The organism is Schaalia turicensis ACS-279-V-Col4 (assembly GCF_000296505.1).
Classification (GTDB): domain Bacteria; phylum Actinomycetota; class Actinomycetes; order Actinomycetales; family Actinomycetaceae; genus Pauljensenia; species Pauljensenia turicensis_A.
Map to the genome: position 1 here is coordinate 365,696 of NZ_JH815208.1, position 21,376 is coordinate 387,071.

Here is a 21,376-nt window from a genome sequence, read left to right on the forward strand (position 1 = left end):
GTTTTACTCCTGCGGAAGCGTGTCTGCGTCTACAGCGTCTACAGCGGGTTCGGCCTGGTCCTTGTGCGAACGGTGAAGGATGAACTCAACGATCATCGGGATCAGAGACACGAACACGATCGCCAAAATAATTATCGACAGGTGATCGTGAACGAAGTCGACGCCACCCAAGACCGAACCCAGGTAGGTGATGCCTGCGCCCCAGAGCAACGAGCCGAGCGAGTTAAACGCCAAGAACTTCGGGTAGGGGTAGCGTGCAATGCCCGCAGCAAGCGGAATGAAAGTACGCACGAAGGGGATGAATCGACCAATCACCAGCGCGCGACCGCCGTAGTTCAGGAAGTAGCTCTCCGCTTTGTGCAGATGCTCGGTTTTCAAGAAGCGCGCATCGTCAGAGAACAGGCGACGGCCATAGCGCGCACCCAGCCAATAGCCGATCTGCGCACCGATGAATGCGGCGATGAAGGTCAGGATGACCAGAGTTGGCAGGTGCAAACCCAGACGGTCGTGCAGAAGACCCGCTGTGAACAGCAAGGAATCGCCAGGAAGAACCGGGAACAAGACGCCCGACTCGATCAGCACGATCGCAAGTGTGCCCCACAAAACCCACGGGCCCATTGCTAGAAGCAAGCCCTCCGGATCATGGAACCAACCGATGAACGTGCTCAGCCAGTTTGAATCGGCCATCGGCGAAAGCGCCGGCAGAAGGTCGGTGGCGAGGGTCGAAATGATCACTCAGTCTCCTTGATACTCGTGCGAGCTTTTCTCGCGCGTTGGCGGGACATAGCGCTCGGCATATTCCCGCGCTTCACACCCTACCCGTCACGCGCTCGCAGTTAGGATTGAGAGCATGGAGTACACAGAGGATGACGTCACACCCGCAGGTTCCGGTGACGTTTCCTCTCAGACTGATTCTGCCCTCGCAGATCACGAGACCACTGAAGACCCGCAGAATTATGCGGAATCTGAAGCGCTGGCTGACACCGCGGATACCGAAACTGACGTGGCGGACGACGGCGTGGATGATGAAGCGAAACCCCACACACCTGGCCGTCTGCCCGTCCCCGTTCACTATGCGGATAGGCAGACTCCGCGCAGGCGACGTCGCGAGGACTTGTTTCAAGCACTTTTCTGTGTTTTCGGAATCGCTGCCACGTGGGCAATCGGCGTTTTTGCGAACGCGACTACGCAGGGTGTGACAGAGGATGTTCTTCGTTTTCGTTTCATCCGTGAAATTCTGCTTCTTCCGATCACGTTGGTCGAGGGCAGCGTTGTCCTGATCGCTCCGATTGCGATTGTGGTTGCGCTGGCCTTGCGTCGGCGTATTTCCGCGATCGCTCATTCTGTGGGCACGGCGATCGTCGCGGTACTGGTGGGGTGGGCGCTCCTCTGGGCGACTTCACTGCTACCTGATGACATCACGGCTCCTCTTCGCGTGGCGAAGGCTGTCGCGCTGCTGGGCAATACGACGTCAACGGCGCTGGGGATCAACCTGATCGTGATCACGCTCTGCGCAATGTTCACTGTCGCGGGCGAGATGCAGAATATGCGAACCGTCCGTTGGGCGTGGATCGGCCTGTGGGTGATTGTTTTCCTTGGCGTGATGCGTTCGTCGATGACTCTGCCAAGCGCGTTCATTTCCGTGTTCATCGGGCGGATCGTTGGTTCAATTGCGCGGTGGTTTTTCGGCTTCGAGGACCGTCGTGCCTCGGGTACGGATATCGTTTCCGCTCTTTTGGACTTGGGTCTGGTGCCAGTTCGCGTGGTGCGTACCGATTTGGATACATCAAGCGAACCACTTTCGGCTTGGTCGATTATCGAAGATTCACGAGGCCGGCTCCACATTCAAAGTCGTGACGTGCAGACTGTCGAATACACGGTGAATCGTCGGCCTGACGTTGACGAAAATCGTCATTATCAGGTGTGGACGGTTGATGATCAGCTGTATGAAGTGGTGGCGTTGGATCCCGGTCGCGAGATTGTCGGAACGCTTGTTGACGTGTGGAACAACGTGCGCTTGCGCGGAATTTCGCGATGGATTTCCCCGTCTCTGAAGGCAACAACGGAACGCGCTACGCTGACTTCCCTTACAGCCCGTAAAGCTGGTGTTCACACCCCCGACGTTGCTGGAATCGCTCAGGCTGGCGAGTCGTTTATTTCCGTATCGCAGGCGCTTCCACCGACGGCTCCGCTCACGTCATTCGAGGCTGACCAGATCAGTGACGCGATGCTCGATGAGGCGTGGACGCAGCTTCGTGCCGCCCATCGAAGCGGTATTAGCCACCGGGATCTTTCCCAGGATGCCGTGCTCTTAGACGATAGGGGGGAACTGTGGATTGTCGATTGGCAAAAGGGCGAGGTCGCAACCACTGAGCTCAACCGCCGTATCGACATTGCCCAGATGCTTGTCTTGCTCTCGCTTGCCGTCGGCAGTGAACGAGCTTTGGAATCGGCCCGCAGAACGGTGGCGCCCGAAATTTTGACCTCGTGCGCAGCCGTGTTACAGGAACCGGTGTTGCCGACGAGCGTCCGACAAAACGTGCGCAGAACTGACCTGACGGAAAATCTGCGCGCGCAGTTGATGGGCGTTGAATCTGACGATGAAGTGGAGCTGACGGATCTTCAGCGTTTCCGCCCGCGCACCGTAATCATGGTGGCGGTTCTTTTCACGGCGCTCGTCGTTGTTTTGGGCTCGATGAACTTCGAAGACATTACGACAGCGGTGACGCAGGCGAACCCGTGGTGGATGGTGCTCTCGTTTGGACTCGCATGCTTGACATGGGTTGGTGGCGCAATTCCACTGATGGCACTCAGCCCCGTGAAACTGCGCTTCTGGGAGGCTCTCACCGCCCAGATCGGCGCATCGATCGCGACGATCGTTGCCCCCGCCGGCGTCGGTCCCGCGGTCGTCAACCTGCGACTATTGAAAAAGAAGAAGGTTGGCACGGTTGTCGCTGCCACCACGGTCACCTTGCAACAGTTGATCCAGTTGGCGTTCATCCTGTTGTTCTTGCTGATCGCGATGGTACTCAACGGCAGTTCTTTCTCCGTCCAGTTGCCGTATGGCACGATCCTTGCGGTCGTTGTCGTTGTCATTGCAGTGATTGCAGCACTCTTGTCGATTCCGCAGTTCAGAAAGTGGATGTGGTCGAAGATCGAGCCGACATGGACTCAGGTGCACCCCCGTCTGATCTGGATTGTTGGACAGCCTCAGCGTCTGCTTGCCATTCTTGGCGGAAATGTTCTGATGAACGTCGGTTTCATCGGAGCTTTCTGGGCGGCCCTTGCCGCGATGGGTGGCTCCATGAACCTCCTGTCACTGGCTTTGACCTACTTGGCTTCGAACTCTCTGGGTTCTGTCATCCCCTCACCCGGCGGTATTGGTCCTGTCGAAGCTACCCTCACCGCCGGTCTTCAGGTTGCCGGCGTTCCCCTATCAATCGGCTTGCCCACCGCGGTCCTCTACCGTCTGGTGACGTTCTACGGTCGCATCCCCTTCGGTTGGCTGGCGATGAAGTACATGGAGCGCAAGGACCTGCTCTGATTCTCAGTGCGTGAATACTCTTGTTTGACCAAGCGACGATTTTCATTCGCTATGAAACAATAGGGGTATGACAACGCAGTCGAATCCTCATGCAGCCCTTGCCCCTCTACCCGCTCCCCTGGCCGAACTGGCCGCAGGCGTGGAACTCCTTGATCCGATGGAAGCCCCTGCAATTCGCTGGGGCATCCTCGGTGCTGGCGGAATTGCAGCAGTTTTTGCTCATGACGTCGCCGCCTACTCGTCCGGTGTGATGGCAGGTATCGCAGCTCGCGATCCAAAGCGCGCCCAAGAGTTCGCCGCAACCTACAACGTCGAAAAGGCCTACGACTCCTACGAGGACCTCGTTGCAGCCGATGATATTGACGCCGTCTACGTCGCCACCGTCCACCCGCAGCACGAGAAACTGGCGACCCTCGCGCTCAACGCCGGCAAGCCGGTCTTGGTGGAAAAGTGTTTCACCATGGATGCCGTTTCCGCGAAGCGCGTCCTGGATCTGGCGAAGGAAAAGGACCTGTTCTGCATGGAAGCCATGTGGACGCGTCACCTGCCACACCAGAAGGTACTCAGCCAGATTGTCGCCAATGGTGGTCTCGGTGCAGTTTCGACCGTTCACGCTGATCACGGCCAAAAGCTGGATCACATTCGTCGCACGTGGGATCCCGAGCTCGGTGGTGGCGCTCTGATGGATCTTGGCGTCTACTCAATGTCTTTCGTCCACCAGATTCTTCCGGACGTGAAGCTTGTGGGAGCAACCGCAAACCTCACCGATCTGGGGGTCGACGTCCAGTCCGCCGCCCTATTGAAGACCGACACCGCGGTGGCAATGGCGGCCTCGAACTTCAACGGCCGATCCGCGACCTACGGCGAAGTTGTTTTCGAACGCGGCGCTATTGAGATGGAAGAGCAGTTCTACCGTCCCTCGACTCTGCGCCTGCGCACTTTCGGTGAAGGCAAGCCCGAAAATGGTGAGACCGTTGAATGGTCGGGCATCGTCCCCGGCGGCTTCCAGTACCAGGCGGCCGAGGTCGCTCGTTGCTTGACCGCCGGCAAGAAAGAATCCGACACGATGCCCAGGTCAGCGACCCTGCGCGTGATGGAACTTCTGGACGAGATGCGCGCTCAGACGAACATCGTTTACCCGTGGGAGAAGTGAGCGTCAGCTTTCCTGACTTCACACGTTTGAGTGGCCTCGTTTTCCTCTTTGGGAAAGCGGGGCCGCTTCTTTCAGTGTGTTTCAGCGCTTATGGGCCGTCCACATGAGCGTCATATACGGAATGGTCACCGGTTTTCCAGGCTCGTAGGCGAGGTGTTCGTAGAGGTACCAGCGCAGATTGTCCTGCATCCGCGCCCTTCCGGTTTCGTTTTGACGCAGGTAGGACGATCGCGTGGTGCCCAAGCGAAGAATGTCCTCAGGGGTGATGCACTCTTCGAAGTTCACGAGGCCGAGCACCGGCTCAGTGAATTGGCTGGAAAAGCTCGGTGGCTTGTCGGGTCGGTGCACGTCACCGGACCTCATAATTCTGGTCAGGCGATGAACCCAGGGGATGGAAACATCCATTTGGTTCCACACCACTCCAATCCCACCGCGATCCTTCAAGATTCGGCTTGCTTCGTGACTCGCGAGCTCTTCGTCGACCCAGTGCCACGATTGCGCATAGACAACGAGGTCGACACTGCCGGTCGGCAAACCGGTATCTTCTGCGGTTCCATCGTGAATCGCGATGAGGTGACGCCAGCACGGTGAGCGCTCTTCGAGTGCTTCACTCATCTGCTGGCGCATTGCTTCTGATGGTTCAACAGCCTCCACGCATATGCCACGCTCGGCAATAAGCGCGCTCATTTTTCCTGTTCCAGCACCAATATCAGCAATGCGGGGGCGCTGCTCGCCAGCGAGATCACTCTTGCCAGCGGAATGATCTGCCAAGCCTCGCCTCGTCATTTCGACAAGCTGGTCAACGACCGAAACTGGGTATGCCGGACGCACCGAGGCATACTCGGGGGAGGCAATGTCGAAAGGATTCATCAGCGAGAAGTCTAGTCACTGCGAACGCTCAAGCGAGGATGGGACCGAGGATGGGACAGATGAATGCGTCGGGTAACGAATAGGCTCACGCAACGTCAGGTCAGAACGATCGCGTCAGCGAGCTCTTGTGGATGATCGACCAGAAGGCGAGCATCATCTTGCTCGGCCCAGGTGCGCCAATGTGGCCGATATGTGTCTCCATCGCGGGCAATCGCACGGTCGTAGCGGACGGGTTCGCCACCCTCAGCTTCAATCCAGATAATGTAGTCCGCGAGCGCACAACTACGCTCAGTCAGCACCCCGCACCCTTCGACGATCGTGGGAACACCGGGAAGAACCTGCTTTGGGTCACGTTCAGTGGATGCTTCCCAATCCCAGGGGCGATAGATGGCGATGCGACCCGCACGAAGGTCAGCCATCACCGTTTCAGTGATGGATTGCGCACCGGCGAGGCCCTGCCAACCGCGATACCACTCGTCGGGGCCAATGATTCGCCACTTGTATCCGCCAGCCATGCCATTCAGGGCATCACGAAGAGCGAGCGCAAACGTGGATTTGCCTGCGCCCGACAGCCCGTCAACCAGAATGATCGGGGTTTCGCTGGCTGAGGCGCGCGCGTGGGTCAGCGCCGCTTCGACAAGGTCGGCGGGTAACGGTTGACCCAGAGCGGATGAAAACCGACGTTGTTCAGCCTGTTTGTTCGTCATCATCAGCGTCCAATTAAGGCAAAATAACCGAAATAGACGGCAGCACTCAACGCGATGATCGGCACCAGAATCGAGACGATCAGCATGATGATGTCTCGAACGCCCATGGAGGACTGGCGCGCCCACGTGCGAGGTCCGGTTGCGCCGAAGCCTCGTGCTTCCATCGTCAGAGACAGTTTCGCGCTACGGCGCAAAGCGAACACGAGCAGTGAGAACGAACCGCGTGCCAGTGACACGACCTTGTGAGCGTCCCCGATTCCTCGGATCCGACGCGCTTGCTCCAAGCCCTTCCAGTCAGCGGTCATCAGTCCGGTCATGCGGGCCGCCGCTAATGTTGCCAGCACGGGACGGGCGGGAACGTGCAGGATCTGCGCCAGACCGTCCGCCATGTCGGTCGGATCAATCCGTGACAGCAACACGATTGCCGGCATGCCGATTGCCAGGACGCGCAGAAAGATTCCGGCTGCCATCCACACGGAGCGCTCCGAGATGATTGCGGGACCGAATGACCAGAAGATTTCGCCCGCGGGGTTCGCGTACAGCAACATCGACAGAGCAGCCAAAGGCGCTGCGAGGAACAGTGGGATCATGCGGAACGCAATCGTCCGAGCGCGAATATGTGTCACCGGCAGAAGCAAAAGTTCCAGTACCAGCGCGATGCCGGCGGATACGACGTCGATCGACAGGATTAACGGCGTCGTCATCAGAATCAGGGACAGTACCTGCGTCACCGGGTTCACCAATTCGATAAAACGCTTGGGGCGCGTCGTCTCCGTGGCGGAGTGCTCGGCCTTCTCTTCCAAGGTGGCGTCCGATGAAGCATGGTCGGCCTCGTCCGCTGGGATCGAGGGCGCAAGCGACGAATTCGCACCCGCTGGCGCAACGCCGACGCTACCGAGGTCAATGACGTTCTGCCCCATCGCTTCGACGAAGGCGGGGTCGTGCGTAATCGAGACGAGCGTCGTTCCGAGAGCCTGCGCACGGCGAAGCAATCTGACCAACTCAAGCCACGTTGTGCGATCCTGACCGAACGTCGGTTCATCGAGAATCAGCAGTTCGGGTGCGCTGATCAGCGCGCTCGCAACAGAAAGTCGGCGCTTTTCGCCACCCGACAGCGTCATCGGGTTCGCACCAGCAAGTGCGGCTAGGCCCAGTGCGGCCAGGTGCTCATCAACGAGGCCGGCCAATTCGTCTCCATCGATTCCCTCTTGACGAGGGCCGATCTCAAGCTCACCGCGCACAGTTGTAGAGACGAACTGGTACTCGGGTTCCTGGAAGACCATAGAGATTCGGCCTAGGAGGTCTTTCGAACGCCACTCGTGCGGGTCAGCGGATTCGCTGGGAAGACCATCCTTCGGGGTGGCTCTGATTGTGCCTTCAATCTGCGGTAACAGGCCGGCGAGCGTCAGAGCGAGAGTCGTCTTACCCGCACCGTTCGCGCCAACGAGGCACGTCGATTGGCCTCGCGGAATATCGAGGCTGATGCCGGTGCGGACAGGATGCTCCGGTGAGTAGCCGATCGTCAGGTCACGAACTGACAGGATGGGAGTGGAGTCTGTCTGCCCTCCGTTATCGAGAGCCTGATTCTCTCCGTCGCTAGCTCCGAGCGCGGCAACAACATCATCGACGGGAAGCCAGATGCCACGCTGTTTCAGCGTCTCGCCCTGCTCGGCAAGCACCTGCTCAATTGGACCATCAGCTGCAACGGCGCCATCGAGGATCACGATCACACGATCAACGAGCGACGCCCACACATCCACGCGATGCTCAATAACGACCATCGTTGCGCCGCTCACAGCAAGGACACGCTCAACCGCGTCGCGAACCCCCGCAACGCCTTCCGGATCAAGGTTTGCGGTCGGCTCATCAAGAAGCAGAAGACCGGGCTGCATCGCCAAAATCGACGCGAGTGCGAGGCGCTGTTTCTGACCGCCCGACAGCATCGACGTATTGCGATCACGGCTGACATTCAGGCCAACCGCTTCCAAAGCGGCATCAACGCGCGGCCAAATCTCTTCGCGCACAACCCCGAGGTTCTCCATGCCGAACGCCACGTCATCACCGACACGCGCAAGCACAACCTGAGCCTCAGGATCTTGCATCATCAAGCCGATGCGACCGCGAAGATTCTCCGGCTTCTCGCCCTCGACCAATAGGGAGCCTCGCGCTTCACCCTCATCTTCCCCACCGAGCAGGCCAGCCAAACCCGCCATCAACGTCGACTTACCTGAGCCACTCGGGCCTAAAACCAGAACGCGCTCACCCGGGTTAATCTGCAGATTCACCCCATCGAGCGTCCACTTCAGACGACCGCCATGACGCCAACCCCAGTCTTCGATCACTACCGACGCGGGGGTACGAGGCTCCTTGGCATCCTCCCCACGTAACGAGTCAGAGTGAGAAGCAGGAACACCGGGATCAGGCAGATTAGTGCTCATAGTGCAACGCCCCAGAAAGAGTAGAGACCGATAAAACCTGGACCCGCTGGCGGTGGCTTGTGCCTTCGCCAGCGGGTCCAGGCCTCGTCAATTCATCAGACGCGAGTCCGAACCTCGCGACCGGCCGCGAAACGATCCAGCGCGCCAGTCTGCGCAAGACCGCGAACCAGCAGCCATGCCAGCAGGCCCGCAATCGCACCCGAAATGATCAGTGTGATGAAGTAAGTGATGTTGAAGCCGAAGGACTTCGCCATGTTGCCGAACGCCAGGAACTCAAGGATCCACGCGCCCACACCGGCACCAGCACCCGAAAGGGCGGCAATCGTCAGGCTGAAGCGACGGTAAACGAAGAGAGCGAAGATGATTTCGGCGCCCAGACCCTGAGCAAGACCCGAGTACAGCGTCGAAATACCCCACTGTGAACCCAGCGCAGCGGAAACCGAAGCAGCAATGACCTCAACCAGGATTGCAGCACCCGGCTTGCGGACGATCAATCCACCAATCGGGCCACCGATCAGCCAAATACCGGTAATCAGACCACCGAAACCGGGGGTCACAGCATCCAGAACGTCGTAGCCCAAGCCACCAACCTGGTTCCAGATCAGGAACAGCAAACCACATGCAACACCAAGAATCGCGGTGGTCACCATGTCAACGACGCGCCAATTCAGGCGGGGTGCGGATGCAACGTTGTCACTCATGCTGAAGAACTCCTCTCGTGTACAGCATGGTGCTCACGAGTAGGAAGCCTCCCTACGCCGGCATTATCCGGTTCAGGTTCGACGGTCGAAGGCACTTTGCCTTCCTCTCAACCCAGCACGCGTGCGGGTTCCCGTGGCACTGAAGTAAAGCCTAATCAGCGGATACACAGATTGCGAATTCGGGCGGTCGATATTTCAGAAAATGAAAGGACGTGCGATACGGAGACGCCGGATGTGCCGACAACAGGGGCGAGAAATCGCGTCTGTGCGTCAAACATCGGCGACCGCGTGATCGAGGGCGCCTTCCTCTGCGCGCTTCAACATGCGATGGCGATTGATCAGCGCAACACCGACGATAAAGACGATCCACACGAGGGACGTGAACAATCCCTGACGCGTGTCCTCAAACAGGATGAGGACGGCGACCATCGCCAGCATGAAGATGAAGACGATCCACGCGGATGCTGCGCCCCACGGAGCCTTGAAGACGGAGGCTTCGTGGCGCTCAGGGTAGCGACGCAGGTAAATCAGGTACGAGACAATGATGACGACCCACACGCCCATGAACAGGGTTGCCGACATGGATGTGACCAGCGTGAACGCCGCGGAGATTGACCCGCCGGACGCCATGACGATAATGCCGGACAGCAGGCAGACACACGACAGGAACAGAGCGTTCTTCGGGACGTGACGCTGAGACAGGCGGGCAAAGATCTTGGGGGCGTCTCCGCGCGACGCCAGGCCGAACAGCATACGTGACGTTGAGTAGATGCCGGAGTTCGCCGACGATGCAGCAGAGGTCAGAACGACAATGTTCACGATCGTCGCGGCCGCCGCTAGGCCGGTCATGGAGAACATGGTGACGAACGGCGAGCGCTCGGGGTCAACCTGGTCCCACGGGGTCACCATCATGATCGCGGCGAGAGCCGCGACGTAGAACAGCATGATGCGCACGGGGATGGAGTTGATCGCCTTGGGCAGAGTCTTTTCCGGGTCGGCGGTTTCCGCGGTCGTCGTGCCGACCAGTTCGATGCCGACGAATGCGAAGAGAGCAATCTGGAAGCCACCCAAGAATCCGATGAAACCCTTCGGGAAAACACCGCCGTGCGACCAGAGGTTTGATACCGCAGCGGTCGTGCCAGCTTCGGAGGTGGTGTGCATGGCGACCATGATGAAACCAACGACGACCAGCGCAAGAATCGCAATGATCTTGACCAGCGCGAACCAGAATTCTGTTTCACCAAACGCCTTCACGGTCATCGCGTTCAGGGAGAACAGCAGGACTGTCGTAATGACAATCGGGATCCACGCGGGCGTTTGTGGCCACCAGAATCTGACGTATCCGGTGATGGCGATCACGTCGGCGACGCCGGTGACGACCCAGCACATCCAGTACGTCCAGCCGGTGACGAACCCGGCCCAGGGACCGATGAGGTCGCGGGCGATGTCAGCGAACGTGTGATAGCGCGAGTCCGACAGAAGTAACTCACCCATCGCGCGCATGAACATGAACAGGATCGCGCCGATAATGATGTAGACCAGCAGGATCGAAGGGCCTGCTGTGGCGATCGTCTTGCCGGAGCCCATGAACAGGCCGGTGCCAATTGCGCCACCGATTGCGATGAGCTGGACGTGTCGGTTTTGCAGATTGCGTTGCAGGTGGCCACTTTCGCCGGTGTCGGCTCCTGCGCTAGGCGCAGGTGTTCCGGTTGCGCTCATGCCGTGACTACTCATCAGACTCCTTCCGCGTCGGCGATATCGCCGAGCGTGTGTGTCGGCGGTGATGACGCCGACACTACGGGTAAGCCGAGCACTGCTGCTGTGCAAGGTCCGTAATTCGCTAACAGTGCCCCAATAATTGTTTACGATACTTCACCTTCGCGTTACCTTTTCATGCGCGACACATGGCAAACGAGTCACGTCGCATTCACTCAACCGTGCCCCACCTGCGTATATGTGTCGATTTACATGATCTTGCACCTTCGCGTTTTCTCTTCCTCAATCACGAGGCCGCCCACACCACAAAGCACCAGGGCTTGCAGCGTGGGCGGTCTGAAGAAAGGTTCAGGCTTCGAGGTGAGCTTTGATCGCATCAAGCGCTTCAGCCCACATCCCCGCTTCGTCATCCCACATTTGGCGGGCCTCGTCTTCATCGTCGCTGACTGACGAGAGGCCGGACTCTTCGATGTGAACGTTCACCGAGTCGCCCTCTTCAGAGAGGGAGATTTCGACGCGAGTCGCGTATTCGTCGGGGAGCTCATCGGATGCGATCGGATACCAGCGGAAGGCGACGACATCCATCGGATCCTCGTCTGCTTTTTCAACCAGCCACTCGCCCGCTTCAGGGTCAGTCACGTGGTAGATGCCCTCATCATCAAGGGCGACCTCGTGGTCGTCGACCGGACCGTCATTAACCCACCAGCCGGGTTCGCTGACAACTGCCCACACGTTTTCAACAGAGGTGGCAATTCCACAGTCAACTTCGACGCGGTCGAAGTCCTCTTCCGGGGTGTTCTCATCATCATCGAAGAAATTCATACCTCAACGGTAACCGGAATCTTCCCACGTCACTAGATGAACGCGAATATGACTTTGGGGTGCGTCGCGGATCGCGACGCACCCCAAAGTGAGTGAATGATCAGGAAATACGCGTGACGCGGTAGCGCCAGTTTTCCGGGCCCGCTTCGATGGTCTCGACACGGTAGTGAGACTCGGAGCCCTGCAGGTGAGCAAACAGCGGGTCAGGCTGATGCGGAGCGCGGATCTGGATGTTTTCGCCTACCGGCAGAGAATCCATTGCCGCGAACAAGGTTGCGCGACGAACGACCTTCGGGATCGAGTGAAGAACGAGTTCTTCAACGCCCGCACCATGGCCACAGTGTCCGTGACCGTGATGGCCGTGTCCATGACCTCCGCGGCCATGTCCCTTACCACCGCAACCACAACCGCCTTCCGGCTTTGCCTCTTCAGCCTTATGACCGTGTCCACCACAGCCACAACCGGACGCGGTTTCTTCAACGGGGACCTCGTGGCCACGACCCTTGCCACCGCATCCTCCACCGTTTCCGTGGCCGCCGCAGCCACAGCCACCTTCGGACTTCACGTCTTCGGTGCCGGTTCGCGCGTCAACGAGCTTGAATGTCTGATGGTTCTGCGAGGGCGCTGCCTCGGGCAGGGCGTCGGCCATTTTTCCTCCAAAAGCTTGAGTCATTCACTCGAAATATACCCTATGGGGGTACCCGTTCACTACAGGACTTCCGCGCCATTTCAGCGCGAGCAGATCAGTCTTCGCGGAGCGCGAATTCTGCTTCGACCTCGACGGATACGTTCAACGGCAGGGCCGCAACACCGAATGCAGAACGCGCGTGTGCGGTGCCGAAGATTTCAGCGAATAGTTCAGACGCACCATTGATGACGCCGGCCTGGCCGTAGAAGTCAGGACGCGACGACACGAAGCCAACAACCTTGACGACACCTGCGAGGTTGTCGACGCCACCCGCCAACGTCGCGGCTGCCGCGATCGCATTGAGCGCGCAGACGCGTGCGGCATCATTGGCATCTTCGGGGTCAGTTGCATCCTCACCGACTGCACCGATGCAAACGGGTTCACCGTCAACAACAGGGAGCTGACCCGAGGTGCGGATAACACCGCGGTCGAGGACGGCTGGCACGTATGCGGCAACAGGAGTTGCGACGGGCGGAAGTTCCAGGCCAAGTTCGGCAAGTTTTTCAGATGGCAGGCTCATGACTGTCCTTTCAGTTTTCGCTGATCATATTCGTCGCAGGCGTCTGCCCGCTCCTTAGCGTCGAGCAACGCCGATTCCCTTCCAGGTTAGGTGTCTTTGCCATCGTCCGCGACCGCGCGAGGACGATCGTCACTGCGAGGACACCAATGTTCACTCCAAGGAATGTGGCGACAAGGTCGGCACACTGTGGAGGACATAGGGTTCACATAGGCATTAGGGCCAATTGACATGATGTGCACCACTCATCATTTTACGACACTTCGGTTGCACGTTTTTATGTCGCCCATCACTAACAATCTCACCTTTCGACACGTATAAACAGCGCTATTACGCGACTTTTTCAGGGCTCACACAAATTGTTGACAATCAACCTACGGTCGCAGACATGGTTGAAGTGAGAATCCACGGTCGAGGAGGACAGGGAGTCGTCACGGCATCCGACCTGTTAGCAATGGCTGCTTTTACAGACGGACACCACACGCAAGCTTTCCCGTCCTTCGGTTCAGAACGTACTGGCGAGCCCGTCCTCACAATGGAGCGCACTGCCTACGATGCAGCGAACGAGGTCATCGAATTCGGCACGCACATCTACAACGCGGAGCTCTACTCCTTCCGCTTCACACTTCACGACTCTCAGTCGAATTGAGCCATCGTCACAGGTAATCAGAGACGACGGGGCGCCCCCGAGAAGGCATGACGGGGATCTCCCGAGGCGCTTTCTAAGCGGTTCGCATGGGCCGGACGGATAGCGGAGGGGGCGGTCGGCGCCCCCTCCGCTCTACTCAGTTCAGTGGAGCCGTGATCACCGAGGGCACACCTTCGGGGACCTCCAGCCGAAGGAGACCATCCTCGAACTCGATCCGAGCACCGCGAGAGGTCGCGCGCGACCAGTCGACACCGCTGGGGAGACCGCGAACCTCGCTCGCGTCGGCGGAGACGAAGAGGGTCGCATGGTCCGCGTGCCGAAGACCCCGCGCCCATCCCGTCGACTCCAAGGGGGTGTCAAGGACGGCGCCGCGAACGGTTTCCGCCTTGTACGGTCCCATGAATTCCGCGAGGCCGTCGAGTGCCGCGATCTGCTCCTCGGGGATCGATCCGTCGGCCTTCGGGCCAACATTGAGAAGCAGGCGCCCGCCGCGTGTGACGACGTCGAGGAGATGCCGGACGGCCGCGGGCCCATCGAGGTACTGCTCGGGACCCTCATTGCGGTTGTAGCCGAATGACAGGCCCACTCCGCGGCAGTTCTCCCAAACCGAAGCCGACTCGGAGGCACCGAAGTGCTGATACTCCGAAGTGAGGAAGTCTGAGTGCACGCCGCCGTAGCGGTCATTCGTCACCCCCTGCGGGCACACCGCATAGAAGTGCTCCATCAGGCGACCGAGACCGTATTCTCCGAAGTTCTTCCCCTCGTCGGGCCAGTCGATGTCATTCCAGAACACGTCCGGGCGATAGCGGTCAATGAGATCCTTCGACTGGACGAATGCGTAGCGCGCGTAATCGCGGTCCTTGGGACGGTGAAGGTCGTTGCATTGCTCGTCAGTGACGATTGGCGGGAAGGGCCTGTAGTGCCAATCGAGTCCGCCCGAGTAGTAGAGGCCCAAGTGCAGCCCAGCCTCACGGGTCGCATCGGCGAATGCCTCTACGAAGTTGCGCCGCGGTCCGCGAGCGACCGTGTTTCGGGTCCCGGTCTCGGGGGCGTCCCACAAGGTGATGCCGTCATGGTGCTTCGTCGTCAGGACCGCGTAGTCGGCGCCAGCCGCCGAGAAACGGGCGAGCCAGTCATGGGCGTCGAATCGTCGCGCATCCCACATGTCAAGGAAGGAGTCGTAGTCGAGCTTGCCGTAGAGCTCCTGGTGACGAACGCTCGCGGGCGATCCCGGAATGCGGATCGTGTTGTAGTACCACTCGGCATAGGAATTGTGAGTGAACCACTGAACCCAGTCGGCCTCGGTGCCAAGCTCACCATGATCCTCGGCCCAAGCCGGCAAGGAGTAGGCACCCCAATGGACGAAGAATCCGAGGGGGGCGTCGGAGTACCACTGCGGGGTAGGTCTGACGAGATCCGACCAGTCGCTCGCTGAGTACTCCACGGTCTGCGGTGTGAATTCCATGTTTATCGACCTCCGAAGGCACCGAGAGCGACGCCCTTCTCGAGTTGTTTCTGAAGGAAGACGACGATGAAGATCGAGGGGATCGTCGTCAAGGTCACTGCGGCCATCATCGGGCCCCAATCCGTGCCGCGCTCCCCAGAGAACATCTGGAGGCCCAGCGGGATGGTGGCGAGACTCGAATCGTTAACGACGATGAGCGGCCAAAGGAACGTCGACCAGTAGTCGATGAAGGCGAAGACCCCGACGACCATGATCGGCGCCTTGAGGAGAGGCAGAAGAATCTTCGTCATGATCTCAAAATCCGAACACCCGTCGATCCTCGCAGCCTCCTCGAATTCGAGGGGCAGGGAAAGAAGGAATTGACGGATGAGGAAGGCGCCGAAAGCCCCGAAGGCGAAGGGAACGATTAGCGCGAAGTAGGAGTTCATGAGGCCGAGGCGTTGCATCCCAATATAGAGGGGGATAACAAGGACTTCCTGAGGAAGGACGAGCGTGCCGATGAACAGGAGGAACAGCTGGTCACGGAATCTGAAGCGCAGACGCGCAAAGGCGTAGGCCGAGAGCGTTGAAACGAAAACTGAAAGGAGGGCGCCAGCGATCGAAACGATGAAAGAATTGAGAATGACGCGGCCGAAAGGAATCGAGGTGAGAGCCGACGGGTAGTTCGACCACTCGAGTCGCGATGCGACGAGCGAGGCGCCCGACGAGAAGACCTCGGCAGTCGGCTTCAAGGAGGTAACGACCATCCAAGAGAAGGGGAAAAGGAATACGAGGGCTATGAGGACGAGGAGGACGGCGGAACCGATTCGACCGATCCTGCGTCCGAGGGACACTCGCGAGTTGTCACGCATCGTAATTCACCCACTTTTTCTGCTGGCTGAACTGGAGGGCAGTCAGCAGCATGACGACGACAAAGAGGACCCAAGCCAACGAGGACGCGTAGCCAAGCTTGTCGAAAGCGAAGCCGTTTCGGTACAAGTAGAGAACCATCGTATTCGTGTTCTCTCCCGGGCCTCCGGCGGTAAGGAAATAGGGCTGAGCAAAGACCTTGAATGCCCCAATGACTGTCATGATCGTGCAGAAGAAGACGGTCGGGGAGATCATCGGAAAGACAACCTTGAAGAAGCGCTGGAATCCGTTAGCGCCGTCAATAGTCGCAGCCTCAAGGACGGACGTGTTCAGCCCGTTGAGGCCAGCCGTCAGAACAACGATGTTGTAGCCCAGTCCCTGCCACAGGGACATAATCAGAAGAGAGACCATCGCGAGCACAGGGGTGTTGAGCCAGGAGACCGGCTCGACGCCGATGGAGCCGAGCCCCGCGTTCACAACGCCTTGGTCGGATAGAAGAAGACGCCAGATGAGCGCGTTGCCCGCCATCGGGGTGACGACGGGGATGAAGAAGACAACGCGCAGGAAGCGGGACCAGAAGTCTGGCAAGTGCTGAAGCCAGTATGACAAACCTAGCGAGATCACCAGGTTGAGGAATGTGTAGCTCAGCGCGAAGACGACGGTGTTGCGCATGACGATCCAGAACGCTGGGTCCTGTCCGGAGAGCATGCGGACGTAGTTGTCGAGACCGACGAAGGTCGCGCCCCCAAAGAGCGACCAACTGAAGAAGCTGATCACCAGCGAGGCTACGAGTGGGACGATTATGAAGCACACAAAACCGAGCATTCCCGGCGCAAGGTATATCGCAGCTCTCGCCGGGTCGCCCCGCCTCCCGGAGCGGGTCGCGGAGCGCACGGCTCCGCGACCCGTCCGGGTTCGAGCGTCGACTTTCCCGGAGGCCTCTAGTGCCATTCTCACGGGTTCTCTCCGTTCCTGTCGCCTGGGGTAATCACTGTGCAGAGCCGACGATCGACGCGAGGATGTCCTCGGCCGTGCGGGTCCCGCGGAAGCCCTCGGGGCTGTACTGAATGAACGACGTCGTGATCTGATTCCACGCCGGAGTCGTCACGAGAGGAGTTCCGTTCTCAAGGAGATAGTTGATCGCTGCAACCGAATCCTCGGGCTTGCCTGCCGCCCACTGATCGACAACCGAGGAGATCGAGGGAACGGTCCCGCGCGTCGCAGCGACCTTTCCGATGACCTCAGGAGTCACGAGCTGCATGAGAACCTTGAAAGCGGCTTCTTTGTCCGGGCAGGACTGGGCGATTCCGAATCCAGAGCCCTGGATAACGCCAATGGACTTACCTTCCGGATTCGGGACAACAGCGACACCAAGGTTCTCGCCAAGCTCCTTCTCGAAGGTGGAGTACATCCACGGACCATCGAAGAGCATCGCGGCCTTGCCAGAAGTGAAGGCACCCTGTGAGGGTGCATCGCCGTCGGCCGCATTCGGGGCGACCGCGACACCTTCCTTGGCAACGAGATCGAATGCGAACTGAACACCGTCGACGAACTTCTGCTCATCGATCGTCACTTTGCCATCCTTCGACACGACGCCGCCGAAGGAGTGCGCAAGGGAACCCGGGGCGTTGTCCATGAGGGCCGGCTTGACGGCGAGACCGTACTTGCCGTCGCTCGTAAGGGCCTTGAGGTCTGAGAGGAATCGCTCGGTGGAGTAGTCAGTACCCGGCTCCTCGAGGCCAGCATCCTTGAACATCTGGCGGTTGTAGTAGAGGACATCGGGTTCGGCGTCATACGGGAGAGCGACGATCTTCCCATCGAGGGTCATGCCCTTGATCATCGCAGCGTTGTAGGTCGAGGCTTCGACGCCGTTGGCCTTCATGAGTTCATCGAGTGGCGAGAGGATGCCCTGGAGCTCCTGGGCGCGGGCAGCCTGCGTCGTAAGAATGCACGGCGCGTCGGATGCGACCATGCGGGTCTTCACCTTGGTGAAGTAGTCGTTGTAAGAGGGACCCTCGAACTCCAACGAGAATTCGGGGTTCTTCTCTTTGGCAATGTCCACGAAGGCTTGCCACTGCTCACGGTCAGACTCCGAAGAGACCCACGCATACATCTTCGCCGTCTGGGCGGAAGAGCCGGCCTCCCCACTGCTTCCGCCGGAGGAGCACGCGGCAAGGAGCGATAGGGGCATGACAGCGGCCGCGAGAAGGGCGGTCCGCTTGATCGTGCGAGAAGTTCTCATGTTCAGTCTCTTTCTTGGGAGGGGAACGACACAGGAAAGACCCTGCGTCCGAGCCGGGAGAGCACCGCCCGGGAGAGCACGTCGGTGTGCGATCCAGGCAACAGCGTTCATCTGACATTCGACGTCAACACTCTTCATTAAATGTGACAAGCGCCATAGTACCATCCTTGCTTCATTAGGACAATTAGCAACTCTCCTTCGATCAAGGCGCGGGATTCGCAACCCCGACGCAAGTTCCACACCGGCGAACGAACCCTCACTTCCGAGAAGGAATGTTGCAATCTCCCAGCTAGACAGATATTTCTGCAACCCCATAGAACGAACGCAACACAATGCGCCCCCTACCAGGCGAACCATTATTTGATCTGACAAATATGTCACTCCTGCAGTAGGTCGTAGATGCCCGCGTGGGGACCAAACGTCGACACGGGAGGTGCAGTCCGGGTGAACGGCTACTCGGGCACTCGACCGACTGCGCCTCTCCTCGTGGGCGCAGTGCTGAGCGAGGGGCTCCCTTCGAGTTGGGGGTAAGCAGAGCCCTCAACAAGCTTCGTGGCGACTTCCTCTGCGTCCCTTTCGGCGCCACACCCGAAACTGCCGAAGATCCTGCATGCCGCCGGTTTCTCGTCACTCGGGCCAGATCCGAGGTGAAAGATGGCAGAAGATCCCGGCCTCGTACCTATTCACGAGGCCGGGATCTCTACTTAGTCGTACTCCTTACGAAGCCCGAATTACTCAGCGTTCAACGCACTCACAACCGCGGCGCGCAGGTTCTTTTGACCGTTCTTCAGTGCTTCTTCGAGTGGCTCAGCCGGATCACCGACCTTCACAATCTTGGAAACGCCGTGCTCAAGAAGGATTTCAGCACCTTCTTTAATTCGGCCAGCGAAGATCATAACGGGGACACCGGCAGCGCGCGCGATCGCTGTGACGCCAGCGGGGGTCTTACCGTTGATCGTCTGAGAGTCGACCGAGCCTTCGCCTGTGAACACCCAGTCGGCTCCCTGCACTGCATCGGCTAAGCCGACCGCGTCGGCGACAAGGTCAATTCCGGGCGTCAACTCCGCATGGAGGAAGGCACGTAGCGCAAACCCAAGGCCACCCGCGGCGCCCGAGCCCGGCAGAAGCGCGTCGTCTCCGTGACCACTGACGGTGGCGAAATGCAGGTGGAGGGAATCGAAGTATTCGACCTGTTCGGGCTGGACTCCCTTTTGTGGACCAAAGACTGCGGTGGCGCCTTCAGGCCCGTTCAGCGGGTTGGTCACGTCGCAAGCGACCTTGACGCTTAGTCCGTCCAGCAACGCGTCCAAGGCAGACGTGTCAACGCTCGCTACTTGGTCGAGGTTTTCTAGCTTCGGGGCAAGCTCTGCACCATCCGCATCGAGAAGACGTGCTCCGAGCTCAACAAGCATTCCAATGCCAGCGTCATTTGTGGCAGACCCACCGATTCCGATCAACAGTTCGCGTGCGCCACGCGACAGGGCGTCGCGAATAATCATGCCGAGGCCAGCAGTATTGGATTTGGCGACATTGCGTTCGTGGGGAGCGACCAGTTCAATTCCCGCACACGACGCAACATCAAGGACGGCTCGCCCGTCCGCGAGCGCGTATTCGGATTGAATCGGCCTGCCCAAGGCATCCATGTTGACGACCGTGATTCGGCGAGCTCCCCACGCAGTTGCAACGGCTTCAATGAAGCCTTCACCGCCGTCGGACATGGGGACGCGGACGCAGTCGGCATCGGGGTACACGTCATGGATTCCCTTTTCCATTGCCGTTACTGCTTCCAATGCAGTCATGTTCTCTTTGAAAGAGTCGGGTGCGAGGATGAATTTCACGGCGTTTCCTTGGGTGAGCAGGTGCCAGCACTGGGGTAGTACGGACAAACAGCATCATTACTGTTAACAACTAACAATAACGTGTATTGCCTGTTTTGAGAGCGGAATTGACTAGGCTGAGAACAGGAACTGCCCTAAAGAAAATTGACGAAGGAGTCCAGATGAGCGTTTCGATCGGCACCGGTAAAGTTCGCGCAACTATCCAAATTCAGGGCGCGATGACGACCGCACTTTTTGAGGCAGGAACGGATAAAGAGTTCACTCCCTCATACATTGCCACGTGGGAAGGTTTCCCCGAGGCCCCGATTTTGGACAAGCTTCGTGGCGACTTCCTTTGCGTCCCCTTCGGCGCCGCACCCGAAACTGCTGAAGAACTGCCCGAGGGATGGCGTAATGGTCACAACGGTGCCAGCCCCTGGATCCACGGCCCCTCCGCAAACCTGCGTTGGAACGTCGAGGCGCTGGAATCCGATTCTGCCGTACTCAGCCTGGACTACGCCGACGACGACCCGGTGAAGCGCGTGGAGCGTCGCGTGACCTGCATTGAAGGTGCTGTTGAATTCGAAGACTCAATCATCATGCGCGCCGATGCTCGCCTGCCACTTGGTCTGCATCCCATCTTCCATCTTCCTGAGAACCCGGGAGATGCTCACATTGAGCTCGGCGAAGCCGATGGATTCTGGGCTTTCCCAGCCGACTCAGGAACCACGGTTCTTGAACTTGGTGCGCGTTTCAGTGACCTTGCCAAGGCACCTCGAGCCGACGGTGGCACGATCGATCTGACTCACCTTCCCCTAACCGAAGAGGTTGACGAAATCGTTCTAACCGCGGGCCCCAAGGACGGGCGGGTCACCCTGATCAACGATGCTGAAGGATACAAGGCCACCCTTGAATGGGATCGCACCCTGTTGAATAACGTCATGTTCTGGATCTCCAACCACGGTCGTAAAGGTGCTCCGTGGGGAGGAAACAACCTCTGCCTAGGCGTCGAACCGATTACCTCGGCATTCGACTTCGGTGAAGGCGTTTCAGCAGCGACCAACCCTCTGACGGAAGCCGGATATGCCACCGCGATCGATTTAAAGGCAGGTCAGACCTACACGATTACTCACCGCATCAGTGCCGAGCGCATCTGAGGCCTAGTAATACGTTTGAGAAACAGCGCAAAGGCTGACAG

The 21,376-nt window shown here is 58.9% G+C and carries 18 protein-coding genes and 1 riboswitch; of the genes, 4 read left to right on the plus strand and 14 right to left on the minus strand.

The annotated features are described in order from the left end of the window. Positions 1–3: 3 nt before the first annotated feature. On the minus strand, positions 4–687 hold the full coding sequence (locus tag HMPREF9241_RS01635; RefSeq protein WP_050998781.1) for a DedA family protein: 684 nt from the start codon (positions 685–687) through the stop codon (positions 4–6). A 163-nt stretch (positions 688–850) separates the two neighbouring features. Between HMPREF9241_RS01635 and HMPREF9241_RS01640 the strand changes: the two genes are divergently transcribed. Both HMPREF9241_RS01640 and HMPREF9241_RS01645 read left to right on the plus strand, forming a co-directional pair. Beyond that, on the plus strand, positions 851–3,544 hold the full coding sequence (locus HMPREF9241_RS01640; RefSeq protein WP_006680540.1) for a lysylphosphatidylglycerol synthase transmembrane domain-containing protein: 2,694 nt from the start codon (positions 851–853) through the stop codon (positions 3,542–3,544). 67 nt (positions 3,545–3,611) lie between these two features. Then, positions 3,612–4,697 (plus strand): Gfo/Idh/MocA family protein, encoded by a 1,086-nt coding sequence (locus HMPREF9241_RS01645; RefSeq protein ID WP_006680541.1) that lies wholly within the window; start codon positions 3,612–3,614, stop codon positions 4,695–4,697. A gap of 81 nt (positions 4,698–4,778) precedes the next feature. On the opposite strand, the gene HMPREF9241_RS01650 is transcribed toward HMPREF9241_RS01645, so the two are convergent. The 8 genes from HMPREF9241_RS01650 to HMPREF9241_RS01685 form a co-directional block, all read right to left on the minus strand. After that, positions 4,779–5,567: a class I SAM-dependent methyltransferase gene (locus tag HMPREF9241_RS01650; RefSeq protein WP_006680542.1), complete on the minus strand. Its 789-nt coding sequence runs from the start codon at positions 5,565–5,567 to the stop codon at positions 4,779–4,781. 95 nt (positions 5,568–5,662) lie between these two features. Next, positions 5,663–6,274, minus strand: a complete 612-nt coding sequence (locus tag HMPREF9241_RS01655; RefSeq protein ID WP_040318445.1) for a nucleoside/nucleotide kinase family protein — start codon at positions 6,272–6,274, stop codon at positions 5,663–5,665. A gap of 2 nt (positions 6,275–6,276) precedes the next feature. Continuing rightward, a complete protein-coding gene (locus tag HMPREF9241_RS01660) occupies positions 6,277–8,712 on the minus strand; it encodes an ATP-binding cassette domain-containing protein (RefSeq protein ID WP_006680544.1) in 2,436 nt (811 codons plus the stop codon). A 95-nt stretch (positions 8,713–8,807) separates the two neighbouring features. After that, the gene (locus HMPREF9241_RS01665; protein WP_006680545.1) at positions 8,808–9,413 is read right to left on the minus strand and encodes an ECF transporter S component; all 606 of its coding nucleotides are present in this window, start codon (positions 9,411–9,413) and stop codon (positions 8,808–8,810) included. 32 nt (positions 9,414–9,445) lie between these two features. After that, positions 9,446–9,558, minus strand: a riboswitch (TPP riboswitch). A gap of 125 nt (positions 9,559–9,683) precedes the next feature. After that, positions 9,684–11,132 (minus strand): amino acid permease, encoded by a 1,449-nt coding sequence (locus HMPREF9241_RS01670; protein WP_040318345.1) that lies wholly within the window; start codon positions 11,130–11,132, stop codon positions 9,684–9,686. A gap of 345 nt (positions 11,133–11,477) precedes the next feature. Continuing rightward, positions 11,478–11,951: an SRPBCC family protein gene (locus tag HMPREF9241_RS01675; RefSeq protein ID WP_006680547.1), complete on the minus strand. Its 474-nt coding sequence runs from the start codon at positions 11,949–11,951 to the stop codon at positions 11,478–11,480. Between the two features lie 100 nt (positions 11,952–12,051). Beyond that, the gene (locus tag HMPREF9241_RS01680) at positions 12,052–12,600 is read right to left on the minus strand and encodes a DUF2249 domain-containing protein (RefSeq protein WP_006680548.1); all 549 of its coding nucleotides are present in this window, start codon (positions 12,598–12,600) and stop codon (positions 12,052–12,054) included. Between the two features lie 94 nt (positions 12,601–12,694). Continuing rightward, positions 12,695–13,159, minus strand: coding sequence for a RidA family protein (locus HMPREF9241_RS01685; RefSeq protein WP_006680549.1), 465 nt, complete (start codon positions 13,157–13,159; stop codon positions 12,695–12,697). 385 nt (positions 13,160–13,544) lie between these two features. On the opposite strand from HMPREF9241_RS01685, the gene HMPREF9241_RS09595 reads away from it, so the two are divergent. Next, entirely contained in the window at positions 13,545–13,805 is a 261-nt protein-coding gene (locus tag HMPREF9241_RS09595; protein ID WP_006680550.1) for a 2-oxoacid:acceptor oxidoreductase family protein, read from the plus strand. Positions 13,806–13,941: 136 nt separating this feature from the next. On the opposite strand, the gene HMPREF9241_RS01695 is transcribed toward HMPREF9241_RS09595, so the two are convergent. The 5 genes from HMPREF9241_RS01695 to HMPREF9241_RS01715 form a co-directional block, all read right to left on the minus strand. Then, entirely contained in the window at positions 13,942–15,270 is a 1,329-nt protein-coding gene (locus HMPREF9241_RS01695; RefSeq protein ID WP_006680551.1) for an alpha-L-fucosidase, read from the minus strand. A gap of 2 nt (positions 15,271–15,272) precedes the next feature. After that, a complete protein-coding gene (locus tag HMPREF9241_RS01700; RefSeq protein WP_006680552.1) occupies positions 15,273–16,121 on the minus strand; it encodes a carbohydrate ABC transporter permease in 849 nt (282 codons plus the stop codon). Then, positions 16,114–16,896: a carbohydrate ABC transporter permease gene (locus HMPREF9241_RS01705; RefSeq protein ID WP_243440752.1), complete on the minus strand. Its 783-nt coding sequence runs from the start codon at positions 16,894–16,896 to the stop codon at positions 16,114–16,116. Before HMPREF9241_RS01705 ends, HMPREF9241_RS01700 begins: the two co-directional genes overlap by 8 nt. 211 nt (positions 16,897–17,107) lie before the next feature. Next, the gene (locus HMPREF9241_RS01710; RefSeq protein ID WP_040318446.1) at positions 17,108–18,361 is read right to left on the minus strand and encodes an ABC transporter substrate-binding protein; all 1,254 of its coding nucleotides are present in this window, start codon (positions 18,359–18,361) and stop codon (positions 17,108–17,110) included. A gap of 731 nt (positions 18,362–19,092) precedes the next feature. Beyond that, entirely contained in the window at positions 19,093–20,199 is a 1,107-nt protein-coding gene (locus tag HMPREF9241_RS01715) for a glycerate kinase (protein ID WP_006680555.1), read from the minus strand. A 161-nt stretch (positions 20,200–20,360) separates the two neighbouring features. Here HMPREF9241_RS01715 and HMPREF9241_RS01720 point away from each other — a divergent pair, with 161 nt between their 5' ends. Beyond that, positions 20,361–21,335, plus strand: coding sequence for an aldose epimerase family protein (locus HMPREF9241_RS01720; RefSeq protein ID WP_006680556.1), 975 nt, complete (start codon positions 20,361–20,363; stop codon positions 21,333–21,335). Positions 21,336–21,376: the final 41 nt, after the last annotated feature.